Genomic DNA, 23852 nt, shown 5'->3' on the forward strand with positions numbered 1-23852 from the left:
CCAACGATGACGACCATGATCGACCTCTCTCCAGGCGACGACGGCCGGGCCGACGACGCCCGCCTCGCGCAGCTCACCCGGCACGCCATCTCGCAGCCGCTGGTGACCCATATCTACACCGCCGATCCGTCGGCCCATGTATTCGAGGGACGGCTCTACATCTATCCCTCGCACGACATCGACGGCGGCCAGCCGTTCGACGACGAGGGTGGGCACTTCGGCATGCAGGACTACCACGTACTGCGGATGGATGCGCCCGACGGCGACGCCATCGATTGCGGCCAAGCGCTGCACCTTGACGACGTGCCATGGGCGCACAAGCAGATGTGGGCGCCCGACGCCGCCTGCCGCGACGGGCGCTACTACTTCTATTTCCCGGCCAAGGATGCGCAGGGCCTGTTCCGCATCGGTGTGGCGGTCGGCGAACGGCCGGAGGGACCATTCATTCCCCGGCCCGAACCGATGCAGAGCGCGTACTCGATCGACCCGGCCGTATTCGAGGACGAGGACGGCAGCCACTATCTGTACTTCGGTGGTATCTGGGGCGGGCAGCTGCAGCACTATCGTGACAATCGGTACGACACCGCGCACGAGGAGCCGACAGGCAGTGCGCCGGCGCTGGGGCCGAGGGTGGGCCGGCTCGATGCCGGCATGACCGAACTGGCCGAGCCCACGCGCGAGGTGCAGATCCTGGACGAGCACGGCCAGCCGCTGCGCGCGGACGATCATGCGCGCCGCTTCTTTGAAGGGCCGTGGGTGCACAAGTATCAGGGCCGGTACTACCTGTCCTATTCCACGGGCAACACGCATCTGCTGTGTTATGCGATCGGCGACAGCCCCTATGGCCCGTTCACCTATGCCGGCGTGCTGCTGACGCCCGTGGTGGGCTGGACCACGCACCACTCTATCTGCAGCTTCAAGGGACAGTGGTATCTGTTCTACCACGATGCGCTGATGTCCGGCGGCGTGACGCATCTGCGCTCGGCCAAGTGCACGCCGCTGCACATGGAGGCCGATGGTCGCATCCGGACCATCGAACCCTATGGTGCATGAGCGCATGCTGCCGGTGGACGACGCACTTGCTCCGCTACCGGCCGGTGAGCTGCACTGGCTTCAGGCAGGCGATCTCGAAGTGGCGCTGGCGGCCGGGGCAGGGGGGCGCCTGGCACAGATGCGTTACCGGGGCGTGGACTGGCTGGTGGACGCAGAGGAGGGCGGAGCGGCGACGATCGCCTGGGGCTGCTATCCGATGGTGCCGTGGGCTGGGCGCATTCGTCGTGGACAGTTCAGCTTCGACGGTGCACCCCATGAATTGCCGGTCAACTTCGGCGGGCACGCCATTCACGGGGTCGGCTTCTCCAGGCCCTGGCAGATCGACAGCCTCGACGCGACGAGTACCACGCTGACGCTTGATCTGCCGCGTGACAGGTACTGGCCCTTCGGTGGCGTTGCCCGACAGGTCATACGCCTGCAGGCACACTGCCTGCAGCTGCACCTCTCGGTGCAGGCTGCGCAGCAGGCCATGCCGGCAGTACTGGGCTGGCACCCGTGGTTCCGTAAGCCGGACCGGCTGCTGTTCAAGCCTCGCGCGATGTACCCGCGTGACGAGGAGGGTATTGCCGTTCTGCCGTGCGTGCCGCCCACGCCAGGTCCATGGGATGACTGTTTCATCACCGACCGTGATCGTGACATCGCGCTGGTGCGCGGCGGGCAGCGCCTGCGGCTGCGATCGGACGGCGACCACTGGGTTGTCTACGACGGTGCCCCCCACGCCACCTGCGTCGAACCGCAGAGCGGGCCACCTGATGGCTTCACGCTTGCGCCGCGCCGGCTGCAGCCCGGTCAGCAGCTGGCGCAGACGTTCGAGCTGGTCTGGGACCAGGACGCCCCCTGAACTGCGGCGCGGTCCAGCGCAGGGCGGGAACTGCGACGGAGCGGGCCATCACAGGCTCCAATCGATGCGCAGGCCTGCAATCAGCGCATCCGGCAGGTCACGCTGGCGCGCAGGTTCGTTGAACTGGTCAGGATGCACGATGTAGTGCAGGTTCGGCGCAGAGGTCTACAAGTTCAAGCCGCGATACTTCGCGTGCTACGACTCCGCGCAGACGCATCAGATCAAGTATCAGATGCCAGCATTGGTGAATGCGTGCACTGATGATCCTTCCGGTTGCCGCGCTTTCCCCCGGAGGCGCGTGGTACACCGTTAACGATGGCTGATGACATTTGTCGCGACATTGCAAGGTGGGGTGAGCCGGACAACCCGTTCAAGGCTCCCGGCGCAGTCCAGGCACGTGAGGATCGCGGCGTTGCCGCTGGGCACAAGCAGCAGCCAGCGGCACAAGCAGAACGGATCGAGCAGAGTGGGGCGGTCATCAATGGGAACGCCATTGCGCGCGGGGATAGGGCACTCGGCAGCTTCCCGGATACGCCCTCGTTCCAGTCCGCCAGCCACATGACCACGCCGGCGATCCCTACAAGACTGTGACTCCGCCTGTGCTCGCCAACCCGAAGGCGAAGGGGGTAAGCTTCGGCCCAGCTACAGGGGGAAGTCATGGTCACAAGGATTGCGACAGCAGTGCTGCTGTGTGTGATGGCTGCGCCATTGGGCGCCCAGCAGATTTACAAGTGCGTCACCCAGGGCGGCGTCGAGTACCAGTCAATGCCATGCGCCAGCGGTGAAGCCGCCAAGACGTGGAATGTAGAGGTCGCGCCACGTTCCGCGGAATCGGTAGCCAATGAGCGGCGCTTGGACATGATCCGGCAGCAGAACTCGGCTTCCGTCGCGCCTCGGCCGGCGCCGCGCCCAGCACCTGTTTACAGAAAAGGCGGCGGTGGCGGGCAGTTGCACCATATCTCTCAGTACAGGGATGCCAACGCGTGCGAGGCCGCACGTGCGGAGCGTGAGCGCGTTTTCAGGGCCTACGGTACCAACCGCCCGTTTGATGTTGGCAGGCGTATGGACGATTTGGTCTGGCGGGCGTGCAAGTAATTATCGTGACGCATCACGCCGGGTGTAGGGGCAGCGCCCTACGGAAGCGCCTCACACGCGCTGGTGAGGTCCCGACCCGGTACCAGCTGGCCAGCTGCGGGTGGCTCGGTGTCGGGGCCAGCGATCGCTCCCGGTGACCGCACTTTCCGGCGCTGTGCCAAGGCATCGGAGAGGCTCACCACGCTGGCGGCGTTGAAGGACAAGGGTTTGCGAGGCTTGCCGATCGCGCGGCCGCTCTCCATCATCCGGCGCCATTCCTGTGCCTGCGCAGCGGTGAGCGACAGCCATGCGAGGTCTTGCGGCTCCAGCTCGCGGCCCTCGGGCGTGACCAGTCGGCCACCCTTAAACGAAAAAGCAGCCCAAGGACCGGTCAGTTTCCGATCACGCACGATCAGGCTCCATGCCAGAGTAGGTGTTGCACGCGCAAAACTATGATTCTGTATCTCATTGATTAATCAATGGATCGATGCGGTGTTGCACCACAATCGCGCGCGCGCCAATGCTGTGTAGTTGGACATTGCACAACGCTAGTGCATGAATTTGGTGCGGCGCCAATGCACGGCTTCTAATTTGAGGCAAAGCCAATGGAGCGGCTGTGCCCGGCGGCGTAGTTCAAACGAGCGTAATCAATGCTGTGGGGACTGGAATGCTCTTGTCCGGCAGGCTATCGATGATTGTGGCCGAGCCGCTCTCGCAGCAGTCGAGGTGGCCATTGGAGGTTGCGAACCTCTTCCTTTAGGTCGGCCCCGCCACGTGGTCGAGGTGGGGCTCGGACTCGGACTCGGAGGAAGGGATAGTCGCGGCATCGCTAGAGATTCAGCCAGCCTCGCGCTGGCCCGCTGACGCTGATTGTGCACAAGCTAATCGCGCGACGCCCCAAGTTGAAACATCCGTGCTCCGGGCCGGAAGGCAGCGACCTCACTCGGTGCACCTCGAGCTGGGCACGAAGCGCGTGAAGCCTAGAGGCGTCTCCCTCAGGCAAGCTTCCTCGCTAAACAGCGCGGAGTACCCGGGCAGGCATGCCTCATGTCGCGCCCAACAGCTGCCATGACCAAGCCATCACTTCGTCAGCCACTGGCCGTAAGCCTCAACATCAATCATCGGTACGGTCCCACTGAACTGAAGTTGGGCGATGAGTTTGAAGAGGAACGCCGTCGCGGGCTTGTTCTCATTCACAAAGAGATAGCGATCCTTGGAATGGTCAAAGAAGAAGTGACCATGCGCAGCAACGCAGCCAAGGTCCAAGCGCCCGTCGCCGGGATTGGCGGTCAGTGCCCTTTCCAGGGAGGGCCCAAGCGCTGGACTCCAGTCACTTTCAAAGGTCAGCAGCCCGCCAAGAATTGGCATCAAGGCCTTTGGCGGATAGACCCCACCCGCGTGCGGGATTGGCAGGCTAGTGCGCTGCAACTGTCGAACGCTTGCCACCTTCTGCTGGGCGTACGCCACCAGCTCTGCATTCGCTGTCTGCTTGGCTTCGAACACCGCATAGACGCTCTCGGCAGGAACAATGATTTCACCCTCGTAGGTGAAAATAAACGGTGAATACTGCCGATCGAAAATCACCACATCAATCTGCTGGCTGAAATTTCCTTGACTATCCACCACGTGTGCCTTCGCAGCTTGATAGCGCTTTGGTAGGTAGGTATCCAGCAAGCTGATCCACACGTTCTCACTGGCATCCCCCTTGGACCCTGGGTGATTGAACGTCTTCCGGACAGTGGCAAGGCGCAGCTGAACATCCTCATGCAATGAAGAAAGCAGCTGTGAAAGTGACCATTGGGACATCTTGGGACCTCCATACACTCAGCAGCAGGCGCTTGCCTGGTCAACAATGTGAAATAGCAGCGACTGGGGTGGGGCAGCCAGCTGTGCCACACGAAACAGTGTCAGCGGCGCCCCGGCGCGTGCTGGGAAGGCATCTCAGCCATGATCCTGAAACGCCGGCGTTGGCTGCATTGGGCGAGCAATCTCAAGCGCGCGTTTGCTCTCAATCGATCGGTCTGGATAAGCATCTAGTACGATCGAGGGGATCAACCGCTGTGTGATGTCAGAGTAGGTGAAGCCGACCTCTTGTCCATCCTTCGCTCCAGTGGCCTCTACCAGCCCTTCGATCTGCACGGAGGATAGACCCAGCGGTCGCAACTGGTGTTCCAGGACGTAGCGTCGCTGAGCTGAATCAGGACGGTTGAAGGTCAAAATGTCAGCGGCGCGACGGCGTACGGCCGGATCCAGCGCGTTGAGGCGATTGGTGCACATGATCACGGCGGCGGGCACCTTCGTCTGCGCCAGACGATCGATACCCCTGATGAAGGCATTGACCCCTGCTCGATCCTCATGGTGCATCTGCGCCGATTCCCGAGACTGGGTCAGCGCATCGGCCTCATCCACCAGCAAGATGACCCCTCCGGTGCTTTTTCCGCGACCTTGCAATTTGGTCGCTTCTGCCAGCGCGTAGTCGAACGCTGTGGTGAGTAGCTGGGTCATCTCGCCAACCTGTCCCTTGCCTCGGGTGGCCAGGCTGAGCGGGAACAAGGTGATATCAATCTTCTCCTGTCGCGCCACGGCATCACCGATAGTCTCTGCCAATTCGGTTTTGCCAGAGCCGACGTCACCGGAAAGAATGACCAAAGGAGGTCGGCGCAGTACGGAATCAAGCAGCGTTGCGGCACCTGGGTGATGGCGCTTGGCCCACAATTCCAGGCCAGCTGGGTGGACTAGCAGGCCGAGAATCTTCGACAAGCGAGCCTTCTGATCGTCCACGCCAATCAGCCGATCCAATCGGGTGCGGGCGTCGATGTCCGGATAGATGCGACGTTGATCAAACAACTCGTCAAGGGTTGGCTTTGAGTGCATTAGTAGCTCCTGACACTGAGGCGGTCGAGTGCCTTGCCACCCGCAGAGTAGCTGCGGTCAGACACCAGGCTTCCGCTGATACCAGGCTCGGCTGCCCCGGTACGCTGAAATGGAAGCGACTTTTCAAATGACTCCCGCTGAGGAGCCGACAGCGTGAACCAGGCAGAGGAATACGTCAGGTAGTTGTAGAAGCTCGCCCCGGATACATCTGCGCCTGGGCGGAGCTTGCCGGGATCGTCATCGATTCCGGACATGCCTGCAAGATCTTTTGCGGTGTAGCGCAGTGTGGGCTCGATCCAGTTATCACCCCGCTTGAAACCGTAGGTGACTGTGTCCAGATAGCCGGCCTTCAACAATTCAACCACTTCGGTCTCATAAGCGGCGATTCTGTCATCGCTGGGCGCCCCATAGAAGCGCTGCATACGCTTGAGGTCGGCGGCCAATTTCGCTGCCATGTGGCGGGCATGAGTGATCGTAAAGGTGCTGGTGCTTGATTGTGTGTAGCTGCCAGTCATAGGGCCCTCACGCTTGGAAGGAAGAGCCGAAGACCTTTTGCCAGTAGCGCACGGTCTCCTGCTTGGTCGGTGCAGCCAGTGCCGCATCAATCGCGTCGCCGGCATCCAATGCCGCCTCGACAATGGCATCGACCTGCGCGTGACCGTACAATTTGGCCACGTTGTTCTTCTCGTTCACCGGATCAATGATCTGCATAGGCTCGGAGAAGGCGGCGATAATGGCGGTAGGGTAGTAATCCTGGAATGCGATTTGTTCGCGAAGGCCGCTCTGCGCCACGTAGGTGAAGAAGTGCTGGAGCGCTTCGGGGTAGTTGGAGAAATCACGCCCCTCATCGCACAGCTTTGCCAGGATCATCTCGATCATGAAGGACTTGAAACGAAAGCCGGGAACTTCCGTCTTCATGCGCCTTGCCCAGAACTTGACCAAGCGCACCACCTGCACAAAATCCGAAGGCTGCAATTGTTTACGCCGCTTGGCAAACTCTAGGTGCCGGGGAATGCTGGTTCTCAAGAACGAGCCATCATCCTGACTGACTAGGTTGCCATACCAGTCAGGATCGCCGTCATAGAGGATCGGCACCACGTCCACATCCAGCCCAGAACCTTGGAACGAGACTGTTACGGAGTAAGTCTGGGGCTTGACTTGTTCGGGCTTGAAATTTGGATAAGCCTTTCGAAGCCGCTCTGCCAAGTACTCCAGCAGCCTCCCAATGTCCTTGGGGGCGTCTGCCCCACTGATGTAACAGGCCACGTCAATGTCGTTGAGCGACCGCAATGCGGTGCCTTTTGCCAGACTTCCCGAAAGGATCATCTTTCGAAGGGTGAAATCCGGGTGCTGCCCTAGGTAGGTCTCCAGACGCTCTCTCAGTCCACGCGCCTGCGCGCGTAGCTCATTGGCTTTATCGCGTGGCAGATTGACCCGATCGTCGGCAAAATTGACAAGCTCCCTATGGCCTACGTGCTGCGTTCCCATGCATCGATCTCCAAGCCGGGCGCGTGCCGACCGGCGGATAGGTGAGGTGGTACTGCGACTTCCCCGCTGCCAACTTGCCGGCTCGTTGTCGCAGGAACTGCGACTCTTCCCCGATCACGGGCCGGAAAGCTGATAGCTCCCGATCAACATTGGGATGGCTTTCACAGTTTCAAGGGCGTGGGTGGGTGCCGGGACGCGGCGCGCCTGGGACGGGCTCAATCCGCGTCGAGCAGCCGTGCGGCCGGGTTGTGCTGGGCGCCGCCCTGCTGGAAGTAGCCAGCCGCGCTGGCCACCGAGCGGTGATCGGTATTCGCCATCAGGGCGGGCAGCGCCAAGCCTTGGTGCGCCCCTTCGGTGATGAAGCCCGAGCGCAGGTTGTGTCCGCCGAAGTCCCCTCCAGGCCGGCGAGTGCGGCGCGGTGCTGGATGACCACGGCGGTGGTGTGGGGCGCCTATCGCCAAGTCAACCCGGGTGCCCGCACGCGGCAGGACAGCGCGTCATCGGTGATCCTAGCGGTGGGCAGTATCCGCAACTGACTGGCGCACAACGGCAGATGGTGCGCGAGGAGTACATGCGGGGCACCTAAGGTCTTCGGTTTGGGGTGGAAGTCCCGCTGGTCCAGTACGTCATTCAGGCCTATCGCGCGGCGCCGAACCCTCAGCGTCATCTTGCTCCTGACTATCTACTGATGGTAGACCAGCCAGAGTCTCTGCCCGATGGCGCCATCTGGCATTGACTGGTGCATCAGCATCACGGATTGAAGGCGCCTGGCCCTGGCGTGGATTCGATTGCTGTTGTTGGCAAATGCTACGAATAAATGGGTGCCGCCCATTTCCAGGTGCAAACAGGCGGCTTCTCTATCTCGGCAGCTGAGTTGTGCGTCAGAAGTTTAGGGTGGGGCGATCGATGCCTTTGCTTAGGGTTGCGTTATCCGAACGCCACGCGCAATTCGTGTGGATGGCTCGTATCCAAAAGCGCAATGGGACTGGGCGATCTATAACGCTCCGGAAGCGCGCTCAAGTTGCCCTCATGCTCCGAGAGGAGGATGCCGTCCGCGTAGCCCTGGGCGAGCACCGCTAGTCTCACTCGTAGTCCCAATCCCGAGTTGCTCACCCGCTGCGGGCTGGAATGGCTGAATTTGCCCAGGAGCTCATCTACGAAGTTCAAATAGTTGGGGTGAATCACTCGATAGCGCCCGCCTGGCCTGGTCGCGGCGTAGCTGCTCCATCCATCCGGAGCCGGTTGATCCCGAGCTCCGGCGACTCGCTCGCCTTGAGGGCTAAAGGCCTGATCTGATCGACCTCGTCGGGAACCTCTGGCTGCATTCTGGTCAATGTAACGGAGGATTGGGCCTGAGTCGTCCTCAGAGCCCGTATGGTTTGCACGTAGTGCTGTATCTGCGCCTGCTGGTGGTGATTGTTGATCTGGGTGTGTCGTGAGCCTGTACCTTTTAGCGTTGCAGACCCTCCTGGCCTGGCGTAGCGCCAGGCCAGGAGGAAGGTCCACAAGGCTGGAAATCCTGCTGGGATCAACGTGTACCCCTGGAGTTACGATCAGCCGACTTGTACGCCTTTGCTCCGCACACCAGTTGAGGTAGGCCTGTAGATACGCCGTGGCATTGGGGTGGGGGTGTCTCTGCAAGGCGGAAGCCGACTCATTCATAAGGTCAAAGCCGCACGCACAGGTGAGCAACTTCGTGGGCGTGCCAGCGACTGTCACCGGAAATCCATTGCATCGTGGGCAACTCTGGCGCAGGCGAACGCCATGCCAGGGACACGTGGAAATCCAGGGCAGCTGATGCAGTGTGGTGTGATACCCGAGTCTGATGCAAGGAAGGCAGTACCTCAACCTGAGATGGGAGGGCAGTCTCGGGTCGTCCGTCATGAACGGATACCACGCCGCCAAGTCCCACTCGGGCGGAGTCTCGATCCCAAGGGTTGTAGAGAGTGCCTCTTGTTGTACTTGCGAGGTCGTCAGGCTCAAGAGCAGGTTGATGTTTCTGTTTGGCTTGATTCCGAGGAGTTGTGAGTACTCCGTGACCCGCCTGGCCTGGTTCAGTCGCGATAGCCTCGCGACGCAGCCAAAAGCCGATTGGTATGGAACAAGTCGGAGGTTGCCGCCGACCAGCTGAGCGCCGCTCCTCATTTGCCTACGGCCCTATTTCTTGAGCTTTCGAAGCCGGCGTATGCGCTGCGCAGGAGAGCTTCATCAATGTGCTGGGTAGTAAGCCCTTCGAAATCGTTGCGCCCAGCAGCGATCTTGGTGAGTAGGTGGTAGACAAACTGGTTGAAGGAGGCCATGAGCCAATCCTTGGGAACGGGATAGTTGCCTTGATTGGCAAGGTTCTCAATTCGTTCGCGTATCGCTTCGGTCTCCTTCTCAAGGCGCCAGCCAACGCTGTAAGCATAGGGTGCGAATGCTTCGGTGTAGGTCTTTCCTCCCTCGTCCGGCCACCTCATAACTTGGTCAAGCTGGCGAAATGCCAAGGCGACATCACATGCGTCCTGCACGTCAGCGTCCTCCGTCGGGATGTCCCAGAGAAGCCCGGTAAAAGGATGGCTGTCGACAAAGAATCGGCCATACAGATGTGGCGGCGCCAGCTGACTAAGATCGTCTGCGCCTCCAATCACGCTGTTGCTCTGGTGGATGAAGAGAAAGAACGGTTGCACTGATGATCCGAGGAAGTGGTTCTGAAGCTTTGCAAGGTGGGCGTAGTCCTTGAGCGTGAGCTGCTCAGCCGTATCGATCGCAATCACGACCACGTCGGCCGATGCTCTAGCGGCTTCCTGCTCAATTGCCCGGATGATCCTGAGGAGGAGATCCTGTGGGCTGGCTACGGTTGTTGCCCTCATGCCCAGTCCAAGGATGACCTCGCGGAAGAAGTTGCCTTCGCTAGGGGTAGTCGGTTTTCCGACGACCATCCGGAGGAATCCAATAGGAAATGGTCGCCAAGAAGTGGTGGTTTCAAGTATTCGCGTGGCAGTTGACTTCCCACACCGGCCATCGCCAATGATCCTCAGGCTCGGCCGCCCATACTCCAGGCACGTGGCGAATCCAGATGCCATTCGCAGTAAGGGGAGAGTCTGGATATTGGGGCGATGTCGCGCGTGCATTGGGTGGTTCTCAAGGCTCGCCGGGGCCTTCATCAGCGGAGCCTCGTGTTGAACGTGGCCCTGCGGATTCCCATCAGTGGAGAGCCTTGCCCCTGACTGTTGGTCGTGGAAGGTGGCTTGGGCACATCGCCAGCTGCCATGAGCGAGGCGCTGTCCCTGACGCCAGCGGCCGCCGATCGGACGGCTGCGTGATAGGCCTCAATGTTGTCGGCTAAACAGTAGTTACCGGGCTCCCGTGACGCGTCGCTCTTCGCCCAGCGTGCCGCGCGCTTCCTGATCGACAGCGTGTGGGCCACGCTCGCATATGGGGCGAGAGCGTGAAGTGTGAGTACACGCTTACCGCCTCTCCAGAGGGTCAGCTTGCGAATGTCTCGCCAGTCTTCGTAGGTTGCGTCAAATGACTGCCCAATCAGGTGCCACTGTCCAGACAGTGTTGGTGACCTGTACCTAGCGTGGTCGAGATAGACGAGGGGAGGTACACCACTCCTTCTGGAGCCTCTGATGGTCACCTTCATCCGCCTAACGGTCATGTTTCTCACGTCATCTTCGGTGCCAGGTGCATGCCACACCCACTCCCCAGATGCCAGATGCTCATCAATGATTCGCTTGGGCGACCTGGGTTCGCGAGTGGACCGGCTCGTCACATTGTGCGAGGTAACATAGGTGTCAATGAGGTCTTTCAAGACCTCCAGGAGAATGGGGTGGTCTTTCCCGTCAAGCTTTGTAGTGACTTGACGCTCATTCACTTGCGTTGCGGGAGCAAAGCCGCCGGCGATGTGGCGCAGCAGGCCATTCTCAATCTTCTTGAATAGAGCCTCGATGTAGGGGCGACCTTCGCCCATCCCGGATCGTCCAAAGTGCAGGATTCCCTTGTGATGATCAATGAGATTTCGGACTGTCATCTTGGCGTGATGGGATGAGTCGTTGTCCATTGCGATCATTGCGCTTCTCATCACTACCTCATCCACTAGGTAGATCGACGGCATCCATGCACTAGTCGAGTAGCTCAAGTTCGACGTGCTCAGATCCCTTGGTTGCCAGGGGCTCATGATCTTCGCGAACAGGCTGACTACATCGTGTTGCTCGTACTTCCGGCCAAGCACCATTTCCCAACCAAGGATGGCGCCACTCCCGACATCAACAACTGCCAGTAGCCAGATCCGACTAATCTTCTCTAGCCGGAATGAGCCGTCCGCCATCGGCATGGCCAGCCATGCGTCGATGTCGACGGAATGCTCGTCGTACTCAACTCGATCAAATGGCCGAATGCTGAGTAGGTTCTCGATTCGGGTGGAAGTAGGCTCATCCGCAGCCAAGAGCATCTCATTTTCGCTCTTTGTGCCTCGGATGCGCTTTATGAGGGAGGTCAGTGCTCGTCTTCCCTTGTCACGGATGTTGAGCGGATACATGGCCTGAAAGCCCTTCCCAGTCAGCACCTTCACGAACTGGGAATGCAGCCTGTCGAACGCGGGGCTCCTTTTGGACTGTGTTGGCAAGGCGCCCTTGAATCTTGCGACTGCATCGCCGAGTTCGGGGATCGCTTGCAGGACAGCATCTATGGCGAACGGATGTGAACTATCGGGGACGACCGAGTTGTTGCGATCTGACACGCTGAATCGCGCATAGGGAATGCAGGCTCGGTATCCGACTCGATGACCGCTCTCGTCGAAGAGCAGTGCGGTCCGGATCATTCGAGAGAGGGTATTTCGCGGCACGCCCCATCGAAGGGCTGCGTCGACCAAGGTTGCCCCATCAAGGACGCTGGTGAGTGCTGACAGGCGGGCTTGAAATTCCGACTGTTGATCAGCTGGAAGTACGATCCCATTTGGCCTTGGAGTTGCCCGGATCGACTCGAGGTCGACGGCATTGAACTTGGAACTCATGGGTCGGCCCTCCAGATCCTTGATCGCCCCGTCATTCGAGGAAATGCATCGGTCGCCAGAAATCCGACGTGAAGCAACTCAGCCACGACCCCCTGAATGTGAGTTCGAGGGTGGTGCCTGAGCTCATGGATGAGTTCATCTGCACTGATGCTGCCGCTTCGCTCGATGGTCGCGGCGATTTCCTGTCGCAACGCCAGGCTGCTCCCCAGATCCTTGGCTGACTGGCAGAACCCGAGCAGTTGGTAGCAGAGCTCATTCCTGCCGCCGGGCGCCTTGAGTTCGTCCTCCGTGATTAGCCACAAAGAGATGCCTGCATCCTTGGCTGCTGAACGAAGCCGGTCCAGCTCGCGAGGACGACGCTTGCCATCCACGCCGGGTACTGTCTGCGAATTCGGAATGACGTTTGCATAGATCTCCTGGCCTCCGCGCCTCTGAAACCAGAAATGGAGTTCCATGCTGTCAAGTCCTACCGGGATGGACCGAGGCCTCTCGGTCACGGCCGCCACTGATGGATCAAACTCCAATTGCAGTCGAAGCGCGAGTTGCAGGGGGCCGTGTACGGTAACCGTCCGGTTCTCTTTCGGGCTAAAGAAGGTGAAGATGTCCCCCCTCTTGATCTGGCCAGCGGTTAGTTCACGGGGGGCCAGCGGTCGATCCTTCCCATTGTGGAGCGGGTCGGAGGCGCGTGCAGACGCTACGCCTTGGAACGGGCTCACGGGATTGGTCGCGTGGTTGCTCATGCTGCCTCCTTGTGGATGACTGCAGTTCGCATGGTCGAGGAGTGGCGCTGCGCAATCGCGATTGAGGGATGACTCAATGCATGGTCAGCTGAGTGTTGGATCTTCATCGATCGACTTCCCGGTTGGCCTCGGAGAATGAGGCTCGGTACTGGCGGCAATGGCCAGCAGGGTCATTGGGGATTTCGGGCATGGGGTGCCGTGCCGATTGCCATACGATGGCAGTCGGAGCGCGCAGATGCCCGCTCAAGCAGCTTTGCCGCTTGACACGAAGTCGGAATTGCGGGAGCCTACATACGTTATCGTAGAGCTTCACCCCCTCTCGCTCCGGCGAGAGGCTATCGCCCCCGTTGCTGCGGGGGCGATTTCATTTCCGGGGTCGGAGATTTGATGAACTGGGGGGCTAAATGCCTCCTTTGAAGCTGGAGTTTTGGCGTCAAGCCGTTCAGGGGCGCACTGTGCGCCTAGGTGAGTTTCAGCAGATCAGAAGTGGTGCGGGCCTTTTGGCTTCGGCCTCAGCTCGCGTGCTCAGGAATTACAGCGAGTTCAGCCACTCAGCGACATCTCGCGTTTTGGCGAACAACCCCCGCCGACCTGGCAGCGGAAAGGTGCGAACCGGCAAAAGTTCACGCTGGACGGCTCGGCCGAAGGTGCGGCCGTTTGGAAAGCCAAGGTTCCGCTGGAGGTCGCTGCCGCCCATGAGCTCCCCATGCCGCTCTAGCAGCTCGCGACTGAGTTCGGTGGAGACTGCTGCTTCTGGATTCTGGATAGGCATGACGCAACTCCTAGCTACCGTTGGACCCCATCATGCACAATTGCAGCCAGTTCTAGGGGATTCTTTAGTCCCGCTTCAGAAGATCCATAAGTATGCCTCGTGGCAAGATTCCAACAGACGTGGCGCTGGTCGTCCGCAATAGCGTGTGGGCCTGCGTTGTGCGAAGGCTGCATGGCGATCGACTGACCTGGGATGATCTTGATCAGTTGCTCTTGCCTAGAGTTGGGCTCGATATACACGCGCAAGCGGCCAACGGTCGTCCCCGATCCTTCTACCGGTTCTTCAGCAAGGGGCATCATCCAGGGAAGCTACGCGGTCCTGGTGGATACTTGATTGACTCGGTGCATGGGGATCCAGCGTTCGCGGCTGCAAAGGAGGCCTTCGAGCATCCGATCTGGATGATCTGCAGCACAGAGGCTCCCACTGCGGAGCAATTGCGGGGCGTACGTCGATCACTAATGGAGCGTCTTGGGCTACTGATGCCGTCCATCACCGAACGCCTGGTGGCTTCTCATCACAATCTCCCTGGCCTCAGCAGCTATGCGCCAAGTCGGGTAGATGCCTTGGAGTCCATGTTCAACGTGGCCGAAGGTGGCTCCTTGGACGCGATAGGCCTGTGTGCGTGTAACTATCTGTTAGCTATAGACAGCGGTAGGCTCGAGACTGCAGTAGATGTCCGGGATGCACTACGCTGGGCAATTATTCGTTTTTGTGCTGTTTGGGGATTGCGCCCCGACGCATGCACGGCAATCCAGCTGTTGATGGAGCAGCGGGTGGTCAGGCTTCGTAGGGGATCGCTGTTGCCAAAGGATGTTGGGTTTCCACTTGGCAATACGGATTCCAGCGCGTTTAGTAGCAATTCGGCGAAGGGGGTATTCTTCGCAGATGACTATCCGTGCATGCTTCCGGTGACTCCTCGCACAGGTGGGGTGGATACATTCTTCGCCCGGTTTCACTCGCACTATCTTGCTTTCGTGAATGATCTGACAAGGCAAGGAGCATTCGCGCAGCTGGCTGGGACTGAGCTCGGCGGATCTTTGCCGACTCAAGATGCAATTGACGACCTGTTTCTTGGGCTGCTGGACGTGCCGGAGGATGTTTGTCACGGCGAGGTTGCAACTCTCAAGCAGTTTGCGCCAATCAGTCCGGTAGCGGCATGCGTGGCGGAAGTCCTGCCCACTTCTAGCATCGGAAGCTCGCCTTACACCCGCATCAAGCCTCTGGGCGCAGTGCTTCTGAAGTTCATGCGTTCTGTCGACATGCTGGTTGACGTTGAGCATCCGCATCCCATGGTTGATGAGCCGTGAGATGCGCCTCCAGGATCTTTCGTTACCTTGAAGTGGCGTCAACAAGGGAGAGGTATCAACGCTAGCCGCGCGGTGGAGGTCACTGTTCTTGCGGGGAGATGCGCATGCTGGTTCTGCAATGCATGCCGAGCCTTTTAAGCTATGGTCAGTACGAAGAGGTCGCCCCAAAGGGATTTCCTTGAAGCGCTGAACCTCTTATTGCGAAGGAATCGTCAGTCAAGCGCGCCGACAGGGCTTATGAATGCTTTCCCTTCTAGCTCGGATGGTGCGCTGGAGGCCACCACTTGACCAGCCAGTCCTGTGTAGCCAGAACTGGCAAGAAGCCATTTGCTCAAAGTGGTCGCATGCTCGTTGAGCGGGATAGTGGGGTGGGCACTAGGCGTGAGCCTAGTGGTACGCATCTGAAGAAGACTGAGCCTTAGCTCAGTAAAGTCAGTCTTTGAGTCGCTTCTCAAAGTCGGCAATGAGCTTGCCCAGGGATAGGCCTGTCAGGCGCGCTATGTCCCTAAGCTCCACGACGTCAACCCTGCGCTTCCCTGTCTCAACATCGCTAATGAACGACTGGCTGCGCCCCAGCTTGCTGGACACTTGTACTTGGGTAAGGCCAGCAGCCAAGCGCGCGTCTCTGACGGTCTCAATCAGGGCGGCGTATTCCTTGCGATGGATTGTCTTGGCCACGGCCGCACCCTGGTTGAGCGGCTTCAGAAGCTATATCCAGTTCTCCGATATCTAAAAACCAGATATCCTGTGCTTCTCATTGACAGGGGAAGGGCATGATCAAAGAACAACGTCGACGCGACGCAGCTGGCTGGGGCAGGCAGGGCTTGCTGCTTGCTCTGACGGTCCTAGTTGCCGCCTGCAGCGGTCCAGTAGACAGGAAGTTGGTCACTGACGGCACGCAGGAGCAATACAGAGCGTCGATTGACGCAATTGACGCCGAGCTGAGTGCCCATGAGCGGGATGCCTTCAACTGGGCCGTTGCCGGCCTTGATCTGGCTGAGCTGAACAAGGCCTACCCGAATGCATCTATAAGACAGGTGGTTAGGGGGCACATCAAGCAGATTAGGGATGCCCATCCAAAAGAAATTCTTGCTCTGCAGGAGCAGGCCAACGCGCAGCGGCCGACGATCACCGAACTAGAAAGAGTGCGTGCGAGTGGCGCAACGTTACGGATCGAGGACAGCTTCTTTGGCCCGAAGCCGGTCATTGAGGCGCGAATTGCGAATAGCTCAACTTTGGCGCTCAGCCAGGCCAGCTGGGCGGCGACGCTCTACATCAATGGCGAAGCTCAGCCCACGGCAAAGTCGCGGGTGCACAGCGACTTCCGATCGATTGATGGCCTCAAGCCGAGCCGCGGCGTCACGGCGCGCTTCAATGTTGGCTTCGTAAAAGGTGATGATGCGTGGTCGACACTGGCAATTCGACAAGCGTCTTCAACGCGAGTCGAGCTCGAACTAATTCCTCAGACGGCTTTGGACTTCAATGACAAGCCCTACATAGCTGCCAACTATAGGGAAAAGATCCAGTCTCTGGAGAATCAGCTTAAGCAAGCCGAGAAGTTCTCAGATATCTGACTCATTGGCGTTCCGCAACTGCGTCCGATGACCAAGCGCAGCGCGGAACGCTCCAGATCCAAGTGTCCAACTGCTGATGAGGATCCTAGCGCTCAATGCGACCGACCATCCTTGCTCTCGATCTCGAGGGGACGCTGATCTCAAATGCTGTCAGCCAGATTCCACGCCCAGGGCTTTATCAGTTCCTTGAGGTCGCTCATGAACTCTTCGAGCATCTGGTCATCTACACCACGGTCCCTGAGGCAGCTTTCCGCAGGATTTCGCGGCTGCTGGTCGAGGAAGGGAGCGCGCCAGGCTGGTTCGCTGAGTTGCCATATACATTCTGGGGAGGGGCAACGAAGGACCTCCGGTATGTGTCTCCGATCCTGGGTGCAGCGCTGTTGCTGGACGATCACGCGGACTACATCCATCCGGGGCAGGAGCGCTATTGGATTGAGGTCTCTTTGTTCGGCGCTCCATATGACGCGGATGACGCCGGCCTGGAAGTGGCCCTTGAGATGCTGAAGGAACGATTGGTTGTTCCGTTGTAGTTGGTGTGCTTAGTGAGTGGGTTGGCGGGTGCAGCTCTTCCAGCCAGCAGCGCCGGTTGCTGCATAGGAATGGGCTGTCGTTCAGGAGATCCGACATGATTCGAACAAGTTTGACCCACCCTTTAGCTATCGCGGAACTCCCGGTTGGCGAAAGGGGAGGGGCAATTGGTGTGACCTTCGCGCCAGGTAAGTACCAAGAAGTTGCGATGACGGGGGCATGGGCGAGAGACATCGATGTGGATGTCTCTGTGATTCAGTGTTGGGGAGCCAGCCACCTGATCACGCTACTCGAGCCGTGGGAGTTCAGTGAGTTGCGGATCGAGTGCTTGCCTCAAGTGGTTGAAGGGCAGGGCATCTCATGGCATGGCCTTCCAATCACGGATGGCGCAGCACCTGACCAGAGGTTGCTCGAACGATGGCCAGTACTGGGGTCAATGCTCGTTCGGAGTTTGCATTCGGGCCTGCGCATTGTGGTCCACTGCAAGGGTGGGCTGGGGCGAGCCGGCACTGTCGCAGCGATGCTTCTACTGCAGTCAGGGGCTGAGCGAACAGCGCAGGCTGCCATTGGCTCGGTGCGACGTGTCAGGCCGGGTGCCATCGAGACCGCTGTCCAGGAGGATTTCCTGCAGCAATGGGCACAGGGACTGCGCTCGTAGTTGCCCTTCCAGATCAAACGCGTGGCGAGCTCATCAGTCGTTCAAGGCCAGCCCTGGCTATTGGCGCCACCGATACCTACGCGATCTAGTCGACCGCTGACACCGGATTCGCTGGGTCGCGCGCCCACTAGTGGACGCGGCGCGGAGAGTATCCGCTAAAGCCTCCAGTCGCTACTTGGCTGCAGCCAGTACTGTCTGCCCAGAGGGATAAACGTCTCCATTGCCACGTCCAAGATCAACGGCTGACGCCAGCCATGGCCTGGCACGAAGCAAAAGTCAGTCGGGCCAAGTGCTCCCGATTGAACTCGGCTAACGAGCCAAGTGCATCTCCTGCTGATCTCTCGATCAAGTACCCGACGGGCGGCCTCCTCGTCCAGATCAGCTTTCAGGAACTCCGACGCAACGTTGCGCATGCCGGCCCACAGTACATACCTCTTGCGTCCCAAGCTCAGTGCATTCCACTCCGGGAGCTGGGTCGATCTCAGGCCATTGCCCAGCGTGGGAGATAGCCGATACTTGCGTAGCAGGTTGGCCAGGTATGCACGGGCTTCGCTCTCTGCGAGCGAGGTTCCCAAGGTCCGTTTGGCAGTGGACGGGCATTCGGCAGCCCATCGGGTAAGCGTACTGGTCAACCTGGCCTCCAGACTCACGTCCTGACGTGACCAAGCGGCCTGATAGGTCCATGCCAGAGGCTCATACAAGGACCTCGCCCCGGAATTGGGGGCTGCGATGGGAATGCGCTGCAGTACGCGAAGTGAGGCAAGCGTATCGAGTGCGGCTGAGGCCAAGCCCTCGGCGGCAACAGGCCCGCTTACGGTCCTTGAGCGCTCCAGTGCGCACCAGGCGCAGGCTAAGAACGGGCCGATTGAACGAACGAAATCGTCCAACTCTGGCCAATGCGAAATGAGGGTCGGTTGGGTGACAACATAGGCCACTTGTCTCTCAGATCGCTCGCCTAGCTCACCAGCATAGCAGCGAGGCGAGTCCGCGTCTATCTGATCTTCAGATATCGCCACACTGCTGTCCGTGGCTGCGCTGGAGTTGTGAGTGAAAGTCCCGTCGCTTCCTCCAGCGGTGTTCTAGGTTCTTTGGGGAGCCGTGCTATGCCGAGGAGCGCGAGTAGGCCATTGAGCATGGACGAATCAGTGGTTCAAGTTCCATGTCGCGCGGCCGATACAGCCCTGTCCAGACTCCTGGCGGGTCGTCCCGGCCACGAATCCAGTCGATGGCATCCCGTTTGCCCAGGAGCTCCGGAGCGACGTTCTAAGTACCCTGCCATGTACTCAATTCAGAAGATCATCGACCTGCTGCTGCTATTGGGCGTTCCTTCGCTGCTCTTCATTGGCGCTTACGTTCTGCGCCGCCCCAAAAGAGAGCTCAGTTGGGAGCCGGTGCTGGATCAGCGAGTTCATTGCTGGAAATGGTGCGCCTATGGCTTCATTTTTCTCTTGTATGTTCCCGGGACGACGTTGTATCGAACGTTGATTCCTACGGGTTGTGATGGACTTGTTTGCGTCCAGTTCTTCACCGCGAGTGGATACCGTATCGCCCCGAGCGAACTTCATGTTGTTCTCGTCGCAACTGCCGTTTTCGCGGGGTACTTCTTTGCGCGTGTTCGAGCTTCGTACTCACCGATTCCTACCAGGGCCCGGGGCTACGTCCTGAAGGTTGCCTATCATGGCAAGGGGGAGTACTCGCCACACTTGGAGATAGCCCGCCAAGTTCGCCGGCGTCAGCTCAGAGCGGAGCTTGCTGAAAGGCGTAGGCTTGAGCGGGAGGGCTTCCACCTATGGTTAAGATCCGTACGGCCGTGGGTTTGCACGTTGGCCAGAGGCTCTACTGTTGAGCTACTTAGCCCCATGCTGTCGGGAAGGGACCCACTCACTCTTGTCAGGTGGCTATCTCGTAGCGGCCCCATACATGATGTAGTCCTTCTTTCTAGGCGACTTCGTTGGTGTGAGGCGTTCTTCTACCACCTCACCGTGAATCATCGACTTTCCTTCAAGTCAGTTCGATCCGAAGGCATACGATTCAGGGTCGGCTGAAGGCCCCACTCATCACATCCTGTGTGTCTTAGGGCGATACACGATTCTGGGAGGCCGGGCGTATTGGCTAACTGATTGAGTCAAGTCGAGGGCCAGAGGCGGTGGCATTTGACCTTCGGCTTAGCTGAAGATAGTCCAGTGACATTCAGTTCATGAGTCGGCCGCCACCGAACCCACTCGCCCTTTCCGGGCTTTAGTTGAGCCCATTCTCCACTTCAGGCGAATGGGCGGCATATCACGCTCAATGATAGCTCGTGCTCGCACTCACCTTGCCGCGGAAAACGCGGTATGACCAGGCGGTGTAGCCCAGGATGACAGGAAGCATGACCGCCAAGCCGACCAGGCTGAAGCCAAGCGACGACACTGGCGCTGCTGCATCCCAGATCGTCAATGCCGGGGGGAGCAGGTACGGCCACATGCCGAGTACGAGGCCTAGGTAACCCAGGACAAACAACGACAGGCTCAGTAGGAAAGGGGCAAGATCATGAGTGGGGCGTTTCTCCGCGCGCCACAGCGCCACTGCCACGGCGAGCGTAAGAAGGGGGACGGGGGACAGCCACCAGAAATTCCCGTCACTGAACCAGCGAGTCATTAGTCGCAGATCAAGGAACGGCAGCCAGCTGCTCACGAGCCCCATGGCCACGATCACGGCGACCACCAGGGGGCGGGTCAGGCGCCTGGCAAGTGCGTGGGTTCGCCCCTCGGTCTTCAAGATTAGCCAGGTGCCTCCAAGCAAGGCGTAGCCGGCAACCAAGGCTGCTCCGGTAAGCATGGCAAAGGGGCTGAACCATAGGAATGGCCCGCCAGCGTAGGTGTCACCAGTCATTGGCACGCCTTGCACCACCGTGCCAAGAATCACTCCTTGAGAGAACGCGGCCAGAAGCGAGCCAAGGCCGAAAGCCACGCTCCAAAGCCTCTTGGAGCGATGGGCTTTGAACCTGAACTCAAAGGCGACCCCCCGGAAAACCAATGATACAAGCAGCAGAAGTACTGGAAGGTACAGGGCCGAAAGAAGCGCTGCATAGGCTGTTGGAAACGCTGCTAGCAATCCGGCTCCGCCGAGCACCAGCCAGGTTTCGTTGCCATCCCATATTGGGGCAGCGGTGTTCATCATCACATCGAGCTGCTCTTCATCCTCGGCAAAGGGCGCGAGAATGCCAATACCGAGTACGAAGCCGTCGAGGACGACGTACATCAGGACGCCGAAGCTGATGACGGCGAACCAGGCGATGGGCAACCAGGTCATCGAGTCCATGTCAGCGTTCCTCAGAGAGATTGATCAGCGGCCGAGATAGGCCGTGCAGGTGTGCGATCACCACCCTCTAGCGACGGACTTCCGTCTTGGGCATGTGGGCCATGTCGGAGGATCTTGACCAGATACCAGATGCCCCAACCAAATACGAACGCATATCCAGCGACATAGACCGCGAGTGAGATCGCTGTCATCCAGGCCGTTTGCGGTCCCACGGCATCAGCCGTTCGCAAAACGCCATAGACAATCCAAGGCTGGCGCCCCATCTCGGTGACAAACCAGCCGGCCACCAAAGCAACGAACCCACTTGGAAGCATCCAGTTCCAAGCGCGCAGCAGGGCCCCGGAATCGAACAGCTTACGGCGGGCCAGGGTGAAAGCAGAAAGCCAGGCGAGCAGTAGCATGAGGGTGCCTATCCCAACCATGATCCGGAATGCGAAGAACACAGGCGTGACCGGAGGTCGTTCGCTCGCCGGTACGGATGTCAGCGGTGCGAAGGTTCCATCCATGGAGTGAGTCAGGATGAGGCTGCCAACACGCGGAATCGCGATCTCAAGATCGTTCCGCTCTTCCTTCTCATTTGGTACAGCGAAGACGACCAGCGGAACTCCTTCACCTTCTTGGCCCTGATGCCAGTGAGCCTCTACCGCTGCGATCTTCATCGGCTGGTGCTTGAGGGTGTTCAGACCATGCATGTCACCCACGAAAATCTGAACAGGAACGGTAATGGCCGCAAATATCACAGCCGCCCCAAGCATCTTGCGGCCGGCTTCGACGTGCTCCTTACGCCGCAGGTACCAGGCGCCAACACCACCCACCACGAAGCAGGTTGTTATGAATGACCCTATTGCCATATGGGCCAGTCGATAGGGGAACGATGGATTGAACACAACCTCGAACCAGTCAACCGGATGGACCACTCCGTTGATCATTTCGTAGCCCGCAGGCGTATGCAACCAGCTGTTGGAGGCAAGAATCCAGAACGTTGAAAAGAGCGTTCCAAGTGCGACCATGCATGTGGAAAAGAAGTGCAGGCGTGGTGATACTCGCCCCCAGCCGAACATCATCACTCCGAGGAAACTTGCCTCCAGGAAGAAGGCTGTCAGGACCTCGTAAGTCAGTAGGGGGCCGATTACGGTTCCGGCGATCTGGCTCAAACGAGGCCAGTTTGTGCCGAACTGGAACGCCATGACGATACCGCTTACCACGCCCATGCCGAAGGACACGGCAAAGATCTTCTGCCAGAAGAAGAACAGATCCCGCCACACCGGGTTGCGGGTTCGAAGCCAGCGCCATTCCACGAAACCAAGCCAACTGGCCAAGCCAATGGTGAAGGCAGGGAAGAGCACATGGAAGCTGATGAGAAAGCCGAACTGAATTCGGGAAAGGAGGAGGGCGTCCATAACGATCCCAATAGGGGGTGGGTGGTGGCTAGCGGCTCAAGTTCCGATGGTGCCTAGCAATTTCATCGGCGGAGATCCTTGCTCATTGCACGGCAGGCGTCATCTGGCGTCATACGGCTGCTAGGTGTGCAGCTTCCAAATCGAGTAGGCGCTGGGGGTGTGAATAGATGTTGAAGCCATCCGAGCGCGCGAAACCGACAAGACAGATCCCTGCGGCCTTTGCGAGATCTATGGCTAAGGCTGTGGGTGCCGATACCGCTGCAACGATCGCCATGCCTGCATAGGCGGCCTTACTCACCATTTCGTAGCTAGCACGGCTAGATAGAAGCACGAGACCTTCGTTGGTTGAAGTCGATGAGCGCCTCATTGCACCAATGAGCTTATCTAGTGCGTTGTGCCTGCCCACGTCTTCGCGTACCACTTCGATAGCTCCGTCCGGGAGAACCCATGCTGCTGCGTGGGTTGAGCCGGCAGCCTCGTTCATTGGCTGTAGCCCTTTTAGCGAGGACAGTGCTACGCGTAGCGCCAAGGCGGAGTAGGTGGTGGGTCGGTCGATTGGCAAAGGCATTCTGAGCACTTGCTCCAGTCGACTAGCTCCACATAGCCCGCAACCGCTACGCCCGGGTAGGTTGCGGGTGGCGTCGTTGGGCATTGACACGATGGGCGCACTATCTGTGACTTCCATCGCCAGCTCAATGCCTTCCAGCGATGGCCTCACTTCAATCCGGAGAAGTTGGGAGGGATCAGAAATTGTTCCCTCCGTCATGGAAAAGCCCAGCGCAAAGTCTTCCAGATCCGTTGGGCTGGCCATCATCACCGAGAAAGGACTGTCGTTGTAGAGCATCGCGACAGGCACTTCTTCGGCAACGCTGTCCATGATTGAGCCGCGCTCGCCACCACGCCACCGAAGGGTTCTTCGATATGCGATGCCGCAGGGCTCGTTGGCAGGTACTGGGCTGGGCGCTTGCATGGAGATGAGGCCTGGCGGGGAGGGAAGCCGGTAACGATGATCTGGGCGTGCAGGGTCCCTCGGGTCGGGGACTTCTTAGTGGTTTGACAGTGCGGAGAGTATCCCAAGGCGTACACCCCGCTGCGGTCAAAATTTACAAATGTTCGCAGATGGACAGTTTGGCTGAGTTGATCCGACATTCTGTTCGAGGGGCTGTGGCCCGCCTGTCCGCTACATGTGCCTGTAGCTAGAAAACGCCCGATAAATTAGATAGTTACAATCGATGGCGGGTGGCGTG

20 protein-coding genes and 1 pseudogene are annotated in these 23852 nt (G+C 59.2%); 7 read left to right on the plus strand and 14 right to left on the minus strand.

Annotation, left to right across the window (positions count from 1 at the left end; genetic code table 11):
* Positions 1–15: 15 nt before the first annotated feature.
* From ACZK08_RS09720 to ACZK08_RS09730, 3 genes are all read left to right on the plus strand, one after another.
* Positions 16–1053: a glycoside hydrolase family 43 protein gene (locus tag ACZK08_RS09720; protein ID WP_065182237.1), complete on the plus strand. Its 1038-nt coding sequence runs from the start codon at positions 16–18 to the stop codon at positions 1051–1053.
* Entirely contained in the window at positions 1043–1894 is an 852-nt protein-coding gene (locus ACZK08_RS09725; protein WP_065182239.1) for an aldose epimerase family protein, read from the plus strand. Before ACZK08_RS09720 ends, ACZK08_RS09725 begins: the two co-directional genes overlap by 11 nt.
* A 696-nt stretch (positions 1895–2590) precedes the next feature.
* Positions 2591–2989: a DUF4124 domain-containing protein gene (locus tag ACZK08_RS09730; RefSeq protein WP_065182240.1), complete on the plus strand. Its 399-nt coding sequence runs from the start codon at positions 2591–2593 to the stop codon at positions 2987–2989.
* 38 nt (positions 2990–3027) lie between these two features.
* Here ACZK08_RS09730 and ACZK08_RS09735 read toward each other — a convergent pair whose 3' ends face one another.
* The 10 genes and pseudogenes from ACZK08_RS09735 to ACZK08_RS09780 all read right to left on the minus strand — a co-directional run bounded on the left by ACZK08_RS09735 (position 3028) and on the right by ACZK08_RS09780 (position 13838).
* The gene (locus ACZK08_RS09735) at positions 3028–3378 is read right to left on the minus strand and encodes a DUF3653 domain-containing protein (protein WP_065182347.1); all 351 of its coding nucleotides are present in this window, start codon (positions 3376–3378) and stop codon (positions 3028–3030) included.
* Positions 3379–4048: 670 nt separating this feature from the next.
* Positions 4049–4774, minus strand: coding sequence for a DUF6602 domain-containing protein (locus ACZK08_RS09740; RefSeq protein WP_026070607.1), 726 nt, complete (start codon positions 4772–4774; stop codon positions 4049–4051).
* A 135-nt stretch (positions 4775–4909) separates the two neighbouring features.
* Entirely contained in the window at positions 4910–5842 is a 933-nt protein-coding gene (locus ACZK08_RS09745; RefSeq protein WP_017355006.1) for an AAA family ATPase, read from the minus strand.
* Entirely contained in the window at positions 5842–6357 is a 516-nt protein-coding gene (locus ACZK08_RS09750) for an HORMA-1 domain-containing protein (RefSeq protein ID WP_026070608.1), read from the minus strand. Before ACZK08_RS09750 ends, ACZK08_RS09745 begins: the two co-directional genes overlap by 1 nt.
* Before the next feature lie 7 nt (positions 6358–6364).
* A complete protein-coding gene (locus ACZK08_RS09755; protein ID WP_026070609.1) occupies positions 6365–7330 on the minus strand; it encodes a CBASS oligonucleotide cyclase in 966 nt (321 codons plus the stop codon).
* 215 nt (positions 7331–7545) lie between these two features.
* A pseudogene (locus ACZK08_RS09760) lies at positions 7546–7754 on the minus strand (integrase); the annotation flags it as partial.
* Between the two features lie 1717 nt (positions 7755–9471).
* Complete coding sequence (locus ACZK08_RS09765) at positions 9472–10476, minus strand: ATP-binding protein (RefSeq protein WP_332840906.1); 1005 nt, start codon at positions 10474–10476, stop codon at positions 9472–9474.
* Positions 10476–12326, minus strand: a complete 1851-nt coding sequence (locus tag ACZK08_RS09770) for a hypothetical protein (protein ID WP_049399271.1) — start codon at positions 12324–12326, stop codon at positions 10476–10478. The genes ACZK08_RS09765 and ACZK08_RS09770 overlap by 1 nt, the downstream gene beginning before the upstream one ends.
* Positions 12323–13066: a hypothetical protein gene (locus tag ACZK08_RS09775; protein ID WP_017354507.1), complete on the minus strand. Its 744-nt coding sequence runs from the start codon at positions 13064–13066 to the stop codon at positions 12323–12325. The genes ACZK08_RS09770 and ACZK08_RS09775 overlap by 4 nt, the downstream gene beginning before the upstream one ends.
* Before the next feature lie 532 nt (positions 13067–13598).
* Positions 13599–13838, minus strand: coding sequence for a hypothetical protein (locus tag ACZK08_RS09780; RefSeq protein ID WP_049399270.1), 240 nt, complete (start codon positions 13836–13838; stop codon positions 13599–13601).
* Positions 13839–13957: 119 nt separating this feature from the next.
* Here ACZK08_RS09780 and ACZK08_RS09785 point away from each other — a divergent pair, with 119 nt between their 5' ends.
* Entirely contained in the window at positions 13958–15145 is a 1188-nt protein-coding gene (locus ACZK08_RS09785; protein WP_146257381.1) for a hypothetical protein, read from the plus strand.
* A 432-nt stretch (positions 15146–15577) separates the two neighbouring features.
* On the opposite strand, the gene ACZK08_RS09790 is transcribed toward ACZK08_RS09785, so the two are convergent.
* Entirely contained in the window at positions 15578–15823 is a 246-nt protein-coding gene (locus tag ACZK08_RS09790; protein ID WP_017354505.1) for a helix-turn-helix domain-containing protein, read from the minus strand.
* A gap of 95 nt (positions 15824–15918) precedes the next feature.
* Here ACZK08_RS09790 and ACZK08_RS09795 point away from each other — a divergent pair, with 95 nt between their 5' ends.
* From ACZK08_RS09795 to ACZK08_RS09805, 3 genes are all read left to right on the plus strand, one after another.
* Positions 15919–16719, plus strand: coding sequence for a hypothetical protein (locus ACZK08_RS09795; protein WP_017354504.1), 801 nt, complete (start codon positions 15919–15921; stop codon positions 16717–16719).
* A 95-nt stretch (positions 16720–16814) separates the two neighbouring features.
* Positions 16815–17249 (plus strand): NIF family HAD-type phosphatase, encoded by a 435-nt coding sequence (locus ACZK08_RS09800; RefSeq protein ID WP_017354503.1) that lies wholly within the window; start codon positions 16815–16817, stop codon positions 17247–17249.
* Positions 17250–17455: 206 nt separating this feature from the next.
* On the plus strand, positions 17456–17905 hold the full coding sequence (locus ACZK08_RS09805; RefSeq protein WP_017354502.1) for a phosphatase domain-containing protein: 450 nt from the start codon (positions 17456–17458) through the stop codon (positions 17903–17905).
* 2286 nt (positions 17906–20191) lie between these two features.
* On the opposite strand, the gene cydB is transcribed toward ACZK08_RS09805, so the two are convergent.
* The 3 genes from cydB to fdhD all read right to left on the minus strand — a co-directional run bounded on the left by cydB (position 20192) and on the right by fdhD (position 23575).
* Positions 20192–21205 carry a cytochrome d ubiquinol oxidase subunit II gene (cydB, locus tag ACZK08_RS09810; RefSeq protein ID WP_017354501.1) on the minus strand — a complete coding sequence of 338 codons (1014 nt, stop codon included), beginning with the start codon at positions 21203–21205 and terminating at the stop codon, positions 20192–20194.
* A gap of 11 nt (positions 21206–21216) precedes the next feature.
* A complete protein-coding gene (locus ACZK08_RS09815) occupies positions 21217–22605 on the minus strand; it encodes a cytochrome ubiquinol oxidase subunit I (RefSeq protein WP_017354500.1) in 1389 nt (462 codons plus the stop codon).
* A 109-nt stretch (positions 22606–22714) separates the two neighbouring features.
* On the minus strand, positions 22715–23575 hold the full coding sequence (gene fdhD, locus ACZK08_RS09820) for a formate dehydrogenase accessory sulfurtransferase FdhD (protein ID WP_026070516.1): 861 nt from the start codon (positions 23573–23575) through the stop codon (positions 22715–22717).
* Between the last annotated feature and the right edge of the window lie 277 nt (positions 23576–23852).

It is taken from the genome of Stenotrophomonas sp. 112478_Sma (assembly GCF_056479905.1).

Coding starts and splice junctions, on each gene's coding strand:
- ACZK08_RS09800 (WP_017354503.1), top strand. CDS start 16,815: ATGCGACCGACCATCCTTGCTCTCGATCTCGAGGGGACGCTGATCTCA.
- ACZK08_RS09795 (WP_017354504.1), top strand. CDS start 15,919: ATGATCAAAGAACAACGTCGACGCGACGCAGCTGGCTGGGGCAGGCAG.
- ACZK08_RS09725 (WP_065182239.1), top strand. CDS start 1,043: ATGGTGCATGAGCGCATGCTGCCGGTGGACGACGCACTTGCTCCGCTA.
- ACZK08_RS09775 (WP_017354507.1), bottom strand. CDS start 13,066: ATGAGCAACCACGCGACCAATCCCGTGAGCCCGTTCCAAGGCGTAGCG.
- ACZK08_RS09770 (WP_049399271.1), bottom strand. CDS start 12,326: ATGAGTTCCAAGTTCAATGCCGTCGACCTCGAGTCGATCCGGGCAACT.
- ACZK08_RS09720 (WP_065182237.1), top strand. CDS start 16: ATGATCGACCTCTCTCCAGGCGACGACGGCCGGGCCGACGACGCCCGC.
- ACZK08_RS09815 (WP_017354500.1), bottom strand. CDS start 22,605: ATGGACGCCCTCCTCCTTTCCCGAATTCAGTTCGGCTTTCTCATCAGC.
- ACZK08_RS09750 (WP_026070608.1), bottom strand. CDS start 6,357: ATGACTGGCAGCTACACACAATCAAGCACCAGCACCTTTACGATCACT.
- ACZK08_RS09755 (WP_026070609.1), bottom strand. CDS start 7,330: ATGGGAACGCAGCACGTAGGCCATAGGGAGCTTGTCAATTTTGCCGAC.
- ACZK08_RS09805 (WP_017354502.1), top strand. CDS start 17,456: ATGACGGGGGCATGGGCGAGAGACATCGATGTGGATGTCTCTGTGATT.
- fdhD (WP_026070516.1), bottom strand. CDS start 23,575: ATGCAAGCGCCCAGCCCAGTACCTGCCAACGAGCCCTGCGGCATCGCA.
- ACZK08_RS09730 (WP_065182240.1), top strand. CDS start 2,591: ATGGCTGCGCCATTGGGCGCCCAGCAGATTTACAAGTGCGTCACCCAG.
- ACZK08_RS09745 (WP_017355006.1), bottom strand. CDS start 5,842: ATGCACTCAAAGCCAACCCTTGACGAGTTGTTTGATCAACGTCGCATC.
- cydB (WP_017354501.1), bottom strand. CDS start 21,205: ATGGACTCGATGACCTGGTTGCCCATCGCCTGGTTCGCCGTCATCAGC.
- ACZK08_RS09740 (WP_026070607.1), bottom strand. CDS start 4,774: ATGTCCCAATGGTCACTTTCACAGCTGCTTTCTTCATTGCATGAGGAT.
- ACZK08_RS09765 (WP_332840906.1), bottom strand. CDS start 10,476: ATGAAGGCCCCGGCGAGCCTTGAGAACCACCCAATGCACGCGCGACAT.
- ACZK08_RS09780 (WP_049399270.1), bottom strand. CDS start 13,838: ATGCCTATCCAGAATCCAGAAGCAGCAGTCTCCACCGAACTCAGTCGC.